This window comes from Pseudomonas sp. TJI-51 (assembly GCF_000190455.2).
GTDB lineage: Bacteria > Pseudomonadota > Gammaproteobacteria > Pseudomonadales > Pseudomonadaceae > Aquipseudomonas > Aquipseudomonas juntendi.
Window position 1 is genome coordinate 53,440 of the sequence record NZ_AEWE02000063.1, and the last position, 11,329, is coordinate 64,768.

Annotated in this window: 10 protein-coding genes and 4 pseudogenes; 12 read left to right on the forward strand and 2 right to left on the reverse strand. The window is 62.8% G+C overall.

Features of this window, described 5'->3' with window-relative positions; translation table 11 throughout:
• Window positions 1-153 precede the first annotated feature (153 nt).
• Window positions 154-309 (forward strand): annotated as a pseudogene (locus G1E_RS29535) (AbrB family transcriptional regulator); the annotation flags it as partial.
• Window positions 309-650 (forward strand): annotated as a pseudogene (locus G1E_RS14440) (type II toxin-antitoxin system YhaV family toxin); the annotation flags it as partial. The pseudogenes G1E_RS29535 and G1E_RS14440, both read left to right, overlap by 1 nt.
• Window positions 651-832: 182 nt before the next feature.
• On the opposite strand, the gene G1E_RS14445 reads toward G1E_RS14440, so the two are convergent.
• Complete coding sequence (locus tag G1E_RS14445) at window positions 833-1,774, reverse strand: helix-turn-helix domain-containing protein (protein WP_009685489.1); 942 nt, start codon at window positions 1,772-1,774, stop codon at window positions 833-835.
• A 354-nt stretch (window positions 1,775-2,128) separates the two neighbouring features.
• Between G1E_RS14445 and G1E_RS28705 the strand changes: the two genes are divergently transcribed.
• The 10 genes and pseudogenes from G1E_RS28705 to G1E_RS30240 all read left to right on the forward strand — a co-directional run.
• Window positions 2,129-2,299 (forward strand): hypothetical protein, encoded by a 171-nt coding sequence (locus G1E_RS28705; protein ID WP_009685490.1) that lies wholly within the window; start codon window positions 2,129-2,131, stop codon window positions 2,297-2,299.
• Window positions 2,299-3,357: a phenylacetaldoxime dehydratase family protein gene (locus tag G1E_RS14450; protein WP_009685491.1), complete on the forward strand. Its 1,059-nt coding sequence runs from the start codon at window positions 2,299-2,301 to the stop codon at window positions 3,355-3,357. Before G1E_RS28705 ends, G1E_RS14450 begins: the two co-directional genes overlap by 1 nt.
• Window positions 3,358-3,449: 92 nt before the next feature.
• A complete protein-coding gene (locus G1E_RS14455; protein WP_009685492.1) occupies window positions 3,450-4,316 on the forward strand; it encodes a transporter in 867 nt (288 codons plus the stop codon).
• Window positions 4,317-4,354: 38 nt separating this feature from the next.
• The gene (locus G1E_RS14460; RefSeq protein ID WP_009685493.1) at window positions 4,355-4,879 is read left to right on the forward strand and encodes a group 1 truncated hemoglobin; all 525 of its coding nucleotides are present in this window, start codon (window positions 4,355-4,357) and stop codon (window positions 4,877-4,879) included.
• A gap of 169 nt (window positions 4,880-5,048) precedes the next feature.
• Complete coding sequence (locus G1E_RS14465; RefSeq protein ID WP_009685494.1) at window positions 5,049-6,563, forward strand: amidase; 1,515 nt, start codon at window positions 5,049-5,051, stop codon at window positions 6,561-6,563.
• A gap of 74 nt (window positions 6,564-6,637) precedes the next feature.
• Complete coding sequence (gene nthA, locus G1E_RS14470; RefSeq protein WP_009685495.1) at window positions 6,638-7,219, forward strand: nitrile hydratase subunit alpha; 582 nt, start codon at window positions 6,638-6,640, stop codon at window positions 7,217-7,219.
• Between the two features lie 40 nt (window positions 7,220-7,259).
• On the forward strand, window positions 7,260-7,922 hold the full coding sequence (nthB, locus tag G1E_RS14475) for a nitrile hydratase subunit beta (protein ID WP_009685496.1): 663 nt from the start codon (window positions 7,260-7,262) through the stop codon (window positions 7,920-7,922).
• Window positions 7,919-9,208, forward strand: coding sequence for a GTP-binding protein (locus G1E_RS14480; protein ID WP_009685497.1), 1,290 nt, complete (start codon window positions 7,919-7,921; stop codon window positions 9,206-9,208). Before nthB ends, G1E_RS14480 begins: the two co-directional genes overlap by 4 nt.
• A 322-nt stretch (window positions 9,209-9,530) precedes the next feature.
• Window positions 9,531-10,193: pseudogene (locus G1E_RS30235) on the forward strand (PAS domain-containing protein); the annotation flags it as partial.
• Window positions 10,194-10,223: 30 nt separating this feature from the next.
• Window positions 10,224-10,481: pseudogene (locus G1E_RS30240) on the forward strand (methyl-accepting chemotaxis protein); the annotation flags it as partial.
• Between the two features lie 77 nt (window positions 10,482-10,558).
• Here the strand turns inward: G1E_RS30240 and G1E_RS27635 are convergent.
• Window positions 10,559-10,813 carry a helix-turn-helix domain-containing protein gene (locus tag G1E_RS27635; protein WP_009685500.1) on the reverse strand — a complete coding sequence of 85 codons (255 nt, stop codon included), beginning with the start codon at window positions 10,811-10,813 and terminating at the stop codon, window positions 10,559-10,561.
• Window positions 10,814-11,329: the final 516 nt, after the last annotated feature.

Genomic DNA, 11,329 nt, shown 5'->3' on the forward strand with positions numbered 1-11,329 from the left:
AGCGGGCTGGGCAAGCTTGGGTGAGGAATTGTTCGAGGCAGGGTTTAGTGTCGAACAGGAAGCGGTTTAGGGTCTGTACGCAATCCCGAGAAACCTATCATACCCTTGGAAGTGGTGTAACTCATCCTGCGGCGCTATTGAGCGTCCTCCCCGCCTGCCATCGTTGCGTTCCTGGGTTTGCTGGAGGCTGATATCCGAAGCGGACGCAACCTCACTACCCTGTCGGAAGACTTGGCGCAAACCATGCTCGCCAACGCAAATCGCTCCGTTAACCTGGACGAAGATATCGACGGTGAGGTCGCGATCTGATGCTACGACATGGCTGGACACTGTTGTTCCATGAAGGTGTGACTTTACAGCTACGCAAATTCCAAGAAGCCGCCGCCCGAGCCGAGCAGAACGACCCGCAAGGTTTTGAGAGCAACGCCAACGTGAAGCTGTTTCGGGCATTGAGCCATCTGATCATGGAGGCTGTACCGGCCGACCCGGGCCGTGATGAGTTCCGCCAAGGCAACACGCTGGGCACTGCCTAACGGCATTGGCACCGAGCAAAAATCGGCAGGCGCTTTCGGCTGTTCTTTCGCTACGACTCAAGATCCAAGGTCATCGTCTATGCATGGGTCAACGACGAAAATACCCTACGGAGATCCCGATAGCTTGTGACTGACTTCCACTGAGATCCATAAGTCTCTGCAGCGAGCCGCAATCTGCAAGAGCACCAGCCTTGTGTCAGGCTCCGCCCACTTCTCCTCGGCGGTATGGCCCAACCTGGCATGGCCGAGCTTCAAGGCCGATAATATGGAGCCTGGTCTTTACCTTGAGGGCGCCGGACTTACCCCCTACTCCGCCGCAACAACGAATGCGGCGCTTCTCCAAAAGCCTTCCGAAACGCATGACTGAAATGCGAGAAATCGGAGAACCCGAATTCCAGCGCGGCCTGGGAAACACTTCTTACCTGGCCGCGTTCGATCGCTGCGCGGCTGGCGTTGAGCCGTTCCTTCCAGATTTCGGCGACCGGGGATTTCTGGTGCCGGGCAAATGCCCGGGTGACCGTGCGCGTCGATACGTGGTGGGCCACGGCAATCGACTCGATCGACAGTTCCGGTTCGGTCAGGTGCCGCTGGATGTAGTTCATGATCCGCCCGTAAAGGTCCAGCTCTTGATGGGTGGTCTTGAGGTCCTGCAGCTCCAGGCTGAGTACCAGCAAGTCGATGATGGTACTGGAGTAGCGCCGGGAGATGCTTTCGTTCTGCAGCAACGCGGCGGAACTGGCGGCCTGGCCGATCATCTGCCGCAGCGGAATCACTCCGGGGCGGGACTCGTCCAGCACCCGCGCGGTGAGGTCGGCGATGCCTGGCAGGCGCTGCGAGAGCAGCGGTCGGGGGATGCGGATCAGGTGGTTTTCGGTACCACCCAGGCTGAAGCGGAACGGTTGGGTTGCGTCGTAAAGAAACACACTGCCGGTCGTCAGGCTGGCCTTGCGCGTGTGTTGTTCGATTTCGCCGTAACCGTCGAGGGTGAAACCCAGCCAGATATCTTCGGCTGGGTCGCCGCGCAGGTGTTGCTCGGAACGCACCCAGTGGTGCAGTGGCGAAGACAGGGTGGTGATGTCCAGGGGGCCAATTCCGTGGACCTGTAGCGCACCCTCGAAATTGCTCTGCAACGAGGGTTTGCTGTCCGCCGACAGGCAATGCCGGCAGACCACTTCCCGCCAGTAGTCGAAGCGACGGGCTGGCGAAACGGTAAGGGTGGAATAGTGATTGGTCTCAGCCATGATGGCGCTCACCTTGATGCTACTACTTGAGGAACGAAGCACTGTTACCGAGGTTGCGACAGGCAATATCCACGCCAGCGCGACTCACTGGCGCGGGCCGTGGCCAACCCGGCCTGCGGTGTGAATGCCGCGGCGGCGTCCATCGCAAAAGCACCTCTTGGGTCTGCCCATTCCGGGGCAAAAACCCTTTTTATCCCTGTGCATTGCACCATCGCGGTTCGTGTCCTGGCGGGTATTTTCGCGCTGTCTTTACCAACCAAACGGTTGTCCTGACCAACAAAGCGACGCTGTTGTGGCGTGCCTAACGTTGACCTCACGGCATTTCCAGCAACCTGCGCCGATGAGGTAAAGCCCATGCGAGTTCAACAACAACAACGAATGGTCGACGAGTTCAGGTGGCTGCATATGCGCGACCTGGCGCCCGAAGAGTTTTTGTCGTGGCTGATCGAGTGGGGAACGTGCGCGTTACGTGCCCGTGGTAATGCCGAGCGTGTGTCCGAAGCCAAAATAACAAGGAGCCTGTGATGGAGTCCGCAATCGACAAACACCTCAAGTGCCCGCGCACCTTGTCGCGCCGGGTGCCTGACGATTACCAGCCGCCGTTCCCGATGTGGGTCGGTCGCGCTGACGCGCAGTTGACCCAGGTGGTGATGGCCTACCTGGGTGTGCAGTATCACGGCGATGGCCAGCGCGAGCGGGCCTTGCAGGCGCTGCGCGAGATCGTCGCCAGCTTCAGCTTGGCCGACGGCCCGCTGACCCACGACCTGACGCACCATGTCGATAGCAGCGGCTACGACAACCTGATGGTGGTGGGCTACTGGAAAGACGCCAGGGCGTATTGCCGCTGGATGCGCTCGGCCGAGGTGGATGGCTGGTGGAGTTCGCCGCAACGCTTGAGCGATGGCCTGGGTTACTACCGCGAGATCAGTGCGCCGCGGGCCGAGCAGTTCGAGACCTTGTATGCATTCCAGAGCGATCTGCCCGGGGTCGGGGCGGTCATGGGCAGCATCAGCGGCGAGATCGAGGAGCACGGTTACTGGGGCTCGATGCGCGACCGCTTCCCGGTGTCGCAAACCGACTGGATGAACCCGGACGGCGAGCTGCGGGTGGTGTCCGGCGACCCGGCCAAGGGCGGGCGGGTGGTGGTGGTCGGCCACGACAATATCGCCTTGATTCGCTCGGGCCAGGACTGGGCCGCGGCTGAACAGGCCGAGCGCTCGCTGTACCTGGACGAGATCCTGCCGACCTTGCAGGACGGCATGGATTTCCTGCGCGATAACGGCCAGGCGTTGGGCTGCTACAGCAACCGCTTCGTGCGCAATATCGATGCGGACGGCAACCTGCTCGACAAGAGCTACAACATCGGTCACTGGCGCTCGGTGGAAAAACTCGAACGCTGGGCGGAATCCCATCCGACCCATCTGCGTATCTTCGTCACCTTCTTCCGGGTGGCCGCGGGGCTGCAGAAGTTGCGGCTCTACCACGAAGTGTCGGTGTCGGATGCGAGCAGCCAGGTGTTCGAATACATCAACTGCCACCCGCACACCGGCATGTTGCGCGACGCCCAAGCAAGCGCCAACTAACCAACGAACTCCACGTTTAGCCCTGCACCTGTCGTTGTTACGACAGCGGGGCTCTTTTTGCCCGCGTTTTACCACCAAGAAGGACTTGGGTCATGAAACAACTCCGTTACCTGATGCTTGCGGCGGCCGTGCCGTGCCTGTCTGCGCAGGCAGTTGAAGTTTCGCCGGGGGATTATGAAGTGCTGCCGGCGGATAAAACCATCGGTGTAGTCTATTACCAGCATTCCACTACCGACAGTGCCTACGCCCAGGGCCACAAGGTCAGCTCCGACTTCAACCTGACCTCCAATGTCGGCATCCTGCGTTTGCTGCACGTCTTTAAATTGACCGACCGGCTGACCATCGAGCCGCAGTTCCTGCTGCCGTTCGGCCATGTTTCCAGCGGCGGTGACGCCTCGGCCCTGGGCAGCGCCAGCGGCATCGGCGACCTCATTCTCACCGCGCCGCTCAAGTACCGCCTCAACGAGGCCAACGACACGGTCGGCGCCACGGTCTACCTGGTCGCACCTACCGGCAACTACGACCGCAAGGACGCGCTGAACCTGGGCGAGAACCGCTGGAAAGTGGATCTTCAGGCCGCGTACATCAAGCACTTCGGCGAGAAGTGGGCGCTCGACCTGGTGGGCGATGCGATCTGGTATGGCGACAACGACGACTTCGGCGCCAACTCGGTACGCCGCGAACAGGAGACGTCCTACGCCGCGCAACTGATGGGGCGCTACATCATCGACCCGGGTACGTCCTTGGCAGTCGGTTTTGGCCACACCTGGGGTGGGGAAAACCGGATAGACGGCACCTCCCAGGATGACCGCGGCAAAACCACCAACTTCCGCCTAACCGCCACCAAGTTCTTTACCACCCAGGACCAGTTGCAGATGCAGCTGGGGCGTGACCTCGCGGTAGAAAACGGGCCGAAGGAAAACTTCCGACTGAACCTCAGGTACGTCCGGGTCTTTTAACCGCCTGCACATTCCCAGCTGAAACGGAGCATTCGAACATGACTGAGCCAAACGCTTCCACCGAGCAACAACCTTCGCTGTATACCCGCCTGGGTGGCTACGACGCCATTTACCAGTTCGCCGGCGCGGTATTGCGCAAGACCATGGCCCACCCGGCGATCGGCCATATCTGGGCGCATATGTCCGAGTCGACCTTCCAGAAGGAACACATCAACTTCGTCGATTTCCTCGCGCAACACTGGGGCGGCAGCGCCAAATACCGCGGGCGGGACATGGTCACCGCACACCGCGGCATGGGGCTGACCGAGGTGCACTGGCAAGCCACGCTGGATTGCCTGGAGGAGTGCTACAACGACTACAACCTGGCGCCGGAGCTGCGCAAGGAGGTCAACGATTTCCTGGTCAAGTTCAAGCCCGCCGTGATCGGCAGCCCGTCCTACCGCGACGTGGTGCTGGCCAACCCGACGATGGACCCGGCCAAGGGCATGAATAGCGTCGGCGTGGTCTGGCCCGCACGCGGCGATGCGGCCGGGCAGGCCGGGGTGCCCAAGCTGGAGCAGTAGGCCTGCGACCTGGCGCAACGCAGTCCTGCTCAACACAGCGACTGTCCTGCTCAACCAAGTCGGCTCCCCGCGCTGGCGCTAGGTTAGTACCAGGCCCAACCGCGGCGAGCCCACGAACCGCTAATTGCCGGCCCCTTGGCCCGGCACCGGAAAGGAAAAAGGACACCCCATGGCCATCACCCGCCCGACGCTCGAACAACTGCAGGCGCTCGCCAGCCGCCTGCACATGCAACTGACGCCCGAGCAAGCCAGCGAGTACCTGGCGCTAATGCAGGGCAGCCTCGACGCCTACGACCTGGTCGATGAGCTGCCGGACTTCACGCCGCTGGTGCGCTACGAGCGCACGGCGGGTTATCGCCCTTCCAGCGTGGAAAACCCGCTGAACGCTTGGTACTACCGCACCGAGGTGATGGGCGCCAGCAGCGGCATACTGCTCGGCAGGACGGTCGCGCTCAAGGACAACATCTCGCTGGCAGGCGTGCCGATGATGAACGGCGCCTCGCCACTGGCCGGTTTCGTGCCATCGTTCGACGCCACCGTGGTGACGCGCCTGCTCGACGCAGGGGTAACGATTCTCGGCAAAGCCACCTGCGAACACTATTGCCTGTCTGGCGCCAGCCACACCTCCGACCCGGCGCCCGTGCACAACCCGTTGCGCCCCGGCTTCAGTACCGGCGGCTCGTCGTCGGGCAGCGCGGCGCTGGTCGCGGCGGGCGAAGTTGACCTGGCGGTGGGCGGTGACCAGGGCGGGTCGGTGCGTATTCCTGCGGCCTGGTGTGGCATCTACGGCATGAAGCCGACCTTCGGGCTGGTGCCCTATACCGGGGTAATGGCCATCGAGGCCACCTTCGACCATGTCGGCCCGATGACCCGCAGCGTGCGCGACAACGCACTGATGCTCGAAGTGATGGCCGGTACCGACGGGCTTGACCCGCGCCAGGGCGCGCCGGAGGTCGATAGCTACAGCGACTACCTTGGGCGCGGTGTCGGCGGGCTGCGTATCGGCATCCTCCAGGAAGGTTTCCAGCTCGCCAACCTTGATCCGCGGGTGGCCGAAACGGTCCGCGGCGCCATCGCCCGGCTCGAGGCGTTGGGCGCGGTGGTCGAGGAGGTGTCGGTGCCCGAGCACACGCTGGCGGGCACGTTGTGGAACCCGATCGGCTGCGAAGGCCTGACCATGCAGATGATGCACGGCAACGGCGCGGGCTTTAACTGGAAGGGCCTGTACGACGTCGGCCTGCTCGACAAGCAGGCCGGCTGGCGGACCCAGGCCGACGCCCTGTCGCCTTCGCTCAAGCTGTGCATGCTGGTTGGCCAGTTCGGCCTGGAGCACTACCACGGCCGTTACTACGCCAAGGCCCAGAACCTCGCGCGCTTTGCCCGTGCCGGCTACGACAAGGCACTGCAGCGCTACGACCTGCTGGTGATGCCGACCGTGCCCATCGTCGCCCAGCCGCTGCCCGCGCCGGATTGCTCGATCACCGAGAATGTCTCGCGGGCACTGGAGATGCTCGGCAACACCGCCGCACAGGACATCACCGGCCACCCGGCCATGTCCATCCCCTGTGGCCTGGTCGACGGCCTGCCGGTCGGGCTGATGCTGGTCGGCAAGCATTACGCCGAAGGCACGATCTACCGGGCCGCGGCAGCCTTCGAAAACGCAGTGGACTGGCGCACGCTGTAGGCGCTGCGCCCCTGCAAAAACAACCAAAACAGCAATAACCACCGATAACCGTGTCGAACGAGAGGAGTAATCCCATGACGGCAACCTCAACCCCTGGCGAGCGGGCGCGGGCACTTTTTGCAGTGCTCAAGAACAAGGACCTCATTCCCGAGGGCTACATCGAACAGCTCACCGAACTCATGGAACATGGCTGGAGCCCGGAAAACGGCGCGCGCATCGTCGCCAGGGCCTGGGTCGACCCGCAGTTCCGCGAACTGCTGCTCAAGGACGGTACCGCCGCCTGCGCCCAGTTCGGTTTCACCGGCCCGCAAGGCGAATACATCGTCGCCCTGGAAGACACCCCGCAGGTCAAGAACGTGATCGTCTGCAGCCTGTGCTCCTGCACCAACTGGCCGGTGCTGGGCCTGCCGCCGGAGTGGTACAAGGGCTTCGAGTTCCGTGCGCGGCTGGTCCGGGAGGGGCGTACGGTACTGCGCGAGCTGGGCACCGAGTTGCCCGACGACGTGCTGGTGAAGGTCTGGGACACCAGCGCCGAAAGCCGTTACCTGGTGCTGCCGCAACGGCCCGCGGGCTCGGAGGACATGAGCGAAGAGCAGTTGCGGCAACTGGTCACCAAGGACGTGCTTATCGGTGTCGCCGTGCCCCGGGTTGGCTGAGCCGGTCCACCCACTTCATTCACCTTCCGGAGTATTCAATATGGATGGCTTCCACGATCTCGGCGGTTTCCAGGGCTTTGGCAAAGTGCCCCATCGCATCAACAGCCTGAGCTACAAGCAGGTATTCAAGCAGGACTGGGAACACCTGGCCTACAGCCTGATGTTCATCGGCGCCGATCACATGAAGAAGTTCAGCGTCGACGAAATACGTCACGCGGTCGAACGCATTGATGTGCGCCAGCATGTCGGTACCGAGTACTACGAGCGTTATGTGATCGCCACCGCCACGTTGCTGGTCGAGACCGGCGTCATCACCCAGGCCGAACTGGATGAGGCGCTGGGCTCGCACTTCAAGCTGGCCAACCCCGCCCACGCGAAAGGGCGCGCGGCGATCACCGGGCGAGCGCCTTTCGAAGTGGGCGACCGGGTCATCGTGCGCGATGAATACGTGGCCGGGCATGTGCGCATGCCGGGGTATGTGCGCGGCAAGCAAGGCGTGGTGCTGCACCGCACCACCGAACAGTGGCCGTTCCCGGATGCGATCGGGCATGGCGACCAGAGCGCTGCGCACCAACCGACCTACCATGTCGAGTTTCGCGTGCGCGACCTGTGGGGCGATGCCGCAGACGATGGGCGGGTGGTGGTAGACCTGTTCGAAAGCTACCTGGACAAGGTCGAAGGTTCGGGAGCGGCGCGCCCATGAGCAATAGCGCCCAGGCGGGCCGACTGCCGGTGACGGTCCTTTCGGGCTTCCTCGGCGCAGGCAAGACGACTTTGCTCAACCATATCCTGCGCAACCGCCAGGACCTGAAGGTGGCGGTTATCGTCAACGACATGAGCGAGGTCAACATCGATGCCTCCGAGGTGCAGCGCGAGGTTGCGCTGCACCGTGGAGAGGATGAATTGATCGAGATGAGCAACGGCTGTATCTGTTGCACCCTGCGCGCCGACCTGCTCGAGCAGACCAGCGCGCTGGCGCGCCAGCAGCGCTTCGATTACCTGTTGATCGAGTCCACCGGGATTTCCGAGCCGATGCCGGTCGCCGAGACCTTTGCCTTTCTCGACACCAACGGCTTCAGCCTTAGCGAGCTGGCGCGCCTGGATACCCTGGTGACGGTGGTCGATGCCAGCCAGTTCATGGCCTTGCTCGACTCGGCCGAAACCGTCGCCCGTGCCGACGCCACGACCGATACCCCCAGGCGCCCACTGGCCGATCTGCTGATCGAGCAGGTCGAGTACGCCAATGTGATCCTGGTCAACAAGTACGACCTGGTCGATGAGGCCGGCTACCAGGCGTTGCGGGCGATTCTGGCCGGACTCAATCCGGGGGCGCAGATCCTGCCAATGGTCTCCGGCAACGTAGCGCTGTCGAGCATCCTTGGCACCGGGCTGTTCGATCTGCCCAGCCTTGCCGCAGCGCCCGGCTGGATGAAACGGATGGACGCGCACGATACGCCGGTAGCCGAGTCGGACACCTATGGCGTGGTCTCGTGGGTGTATCGCGAGCGCGCCCCGTTCCATCCGCAACGCTTGCTCGAGTTTCTTGCCCGTCCCTGGCGCAACGGTCGGTTGCTGCGCAGCAAAGGCTATTTCTGGCTCGCCAGTCGCCACCGCGAAACCGCACTGCTGGTACACAGCGGCAAGCAATTCCAGTGGGATTACGTGGGGCATTGGTGGCGTTTCATCGACCCGTCGCAATGGCCGCAAGACAAATATCGCCTGCAGGGCATCACGGCCAAGTGGGACAGCATCGTCGGTGATTGCCGCCAGGAACTGGTGTTCATCGGCCAGGACCTGGACATCCAGGCGCTGCAACGCGAGCTCGACCACTGTCTGTTGAGCCCACAGGAAATCGCCAGCGGCCCGTCGGCCTGGCCAGCGTTGCCCGGGGCGGCCGACTTCGACAGCCAGGCCTTGTCGATCCGGCAGGCGCAGGCACCGTCGGCTGATGCCGCCATACAACCGGAGGTGTCGCATGCTGTTGTTTAATCGCACCAGCCGCTGGGTGTTGGCCCAGCTGGCCGACCGCCTGGAGCAGCCCGACCAGCCGAGCGCGCCGTTGTCTTCGGCCAATCCGCTGTTGCGGCGGATCCTGGCAGGCGTGGAGCGCGTGCTGCAGGAGCGACGGGAACTCAAGGAACAGGCTCGCGCGCTTGCTTCGCAGGTCAGCCAGCTGGAGCAGCGCCTGGCTGAGCGCGAGGCACTCGTGCAGCAACTGGAGGCGCGCTGGACACTGGTCACCCAGGGCGCGGATGAGTTGTTCTGGCAACTGCAGCCAACGATCGCCGCCACCCCGACGCCGGACTGTGCCATGCAGTGGACAGGCTCGGCCTCGCTACAGGCACCACGCCTGGCCCGGTTGGGACAGTGGAGTGAGCAACTGCACCCTGCCGACCGGCAACCCCATATGCAAGCACTGGCCCGGCACCTGGCCGATCGCAGTGGGCGCACGCCGTTTGCGCTGGACGTGCGGATGAAACTCGCGACCGGCGGTGACTATCGCTGGTGCCGGTTCAGCGGCAGTTCGCAGCGCGACGCCCACGGTGTCGCAGTGGCCACGGCGGGCACCCTGCGCGACATCCACGAGCAGTACCTGCGTATCCAGGAATTGGAGCTGGCCGCCGAACGTTTCGATATTTCCCGCGAGATGCTTCACGACGGCCTATGGGATATCGAAGTGGTGGCGGGCGATCCGGCCAACCCGGGCAACACCATCTGGTGGTCGTCGCAGATGCGCAGGCTGCTGGGCTGCAGCACCGTCGAAGAGTTTCCCAATACCCTGGAAAGCTGGACCTCACGCCTGCATCCCGACGACAGCGCGCGCGCCATTGCAGCCTTCGTCGCCCACGTGGAAGACCACAGCGGCAATACCCCGTTCGATGTGGAATATCGGCTCAAGCACCAGAGCGGCAACTACCGCTGGTTCCGCGGCCGCGGGCAAACCCGCCGGGGTCAGGACGGGGCACCGCTGCGGGTAGTCGGGGCTATCACCGATATCCATGCCCGCCATGAGGAAAGCACCATTCGCGAGGCCCAGGCGCAACAGCACCAGGTGATGCAGGAGACCCTCGCCAAGCTTACCCATATCGTCGCCACCATCCAGGGTATCGCCAGCCAGACCAACCTGCTGGCCTTGAACGCCGCCATCGAGGCAGCGCGGGCAGGTGAAGCCGGACGCGGTTTTGCTGTGGTCGCCGACGAGGTGCGCAAGCTGGCCACGCGCACCAGCCAAGCCACTCAGCAAGCGGCGCAGATGATCGACAACTAACCGAGCGCGATGGACCAATAACGGTGCTTCGTGATCGCTCTACAGCCTCGCGTTTCATCTGTAGCAAAGTATCAACGCAGGGAGGAAAAATACTGGGTAGGCGATTTACCCAGCGCTTTCTTGAACATCGTGATAAAAGCGTTAACAGAGTCATAGCCCAGAATGCCCGCCACACGCTGCACGGATACCCCTTCCGCCAATTGACTCAGTGCGATCATCAAATGCAACTGTTGGCGCCAGCGCCCGAAGCTCAGCCCGGTCGTGCTCTCTACCAGCCTTGCCAGCGTTCGTTCGCTGGTTGCAAGCCTAGTGGCCCCCTCGCGCAAAGTGGTTCGGTCACCGGGCTCTGCAAAGAGCGCATCTGCGATCTGTTTGATCTTGGGGTTGTCTGATATTGGCAGGTGGGCTCAACGAACAGAAAGCAGGTACGGGCGTTTTCGGTTACGCGGCAACTGTGCGACGTGCCGCCGGGGATCCATACGGCGTGCTGGGGAGGTACAAGCCAGAGTGGCTACTTCTACCTGGGGGACGGCGTGAGCATCAGCCGGCACAGAGCCCCACAAACACTTCCCCATTTGAGCAACCTCCACCGCAGTGAAGCAGTGAAGCAGTGAAAACGTTGCTATGGATATTTGCCTGCGTTGAGTTGCCCTTCGACTGCGATCCAATGCGAACTGATTATCTGGGTCCGGTTAATGGCTGAACTTCAATACAAGCATCCATACATCGCTTGCACAGTTCTCACTACCTGGGCGATCACACAGCCCTAGGGGTTGCGCTGTCGCGCAGAAATCCCAATTCGTAAGCGCCTCGCGGGTTGTATGGGAGCGGGCGTGTCGAGG

Bases quoted from the DNA above. Each gene is read 5' to 3' on its own strand.
- G1E_RS14445 (WP_009685489.1), bottom strand. From the start codon at position 1,774: ATGGCTGAGACCAATCACTATTCCACCCTTACCGTTTCGCCAGCCCGT.
- G1E_RS28705 (WP_009685490.1), top strand. From the start codon at position 2,129: ATGCGAGTTCAACAACAACAACGAATGGTCGACGAGTTCAGGTGGCTG.
- G1E_RS14450 (WP_009685491.1), top strand. From the start codon at position 2,299: ATGGAGTCCGCAATCGACAAACACCTCAAGTGCCCGCGCACCTTGTCG.
- G1E_RS14455 (WP_009685492.1), top strand. From the start codon at position 3,450: ATGAAACAACTCCGTTACCTGATGCTTGCGGCGGCCGTGCCGTGCCTG.
- G1E_RS14460 (WP_009685493.1), top strand. From the start codon at position 4,355: ATGACTGAGCCAAACGCTTCCACCGAGCAACAACCTTCGCTGTATACC.
- G1E_RS14465 (WP_009685494.1), top strand. From the start codon at position 5,049: ATGGCCATCACCCGCCCGACGCTCGAACAACTGCAGGCGCTCGCCAGC.
- nthA (WP_009685495.1), top strand. From the start codon at position 6,638: ATGACGGCAACCTCAACCCCTGGCGAGCGGGCGCGGGCACTTTTTGCA.
- nthB (WP_009685496.1), top strand. From the start codon at position 7,260: ATGGATGGCTTCCACGATCTCGGCGGTTTCCAGGGCTTTGGCAAAGTG.
- G1E_RS14480 (WP_009685497.1), top strand. From the start codon at position 7,919: ATGAGCAATAGCGCCCAGGCGGGCCGACTGCCGGTGACGGTCCTTTCG.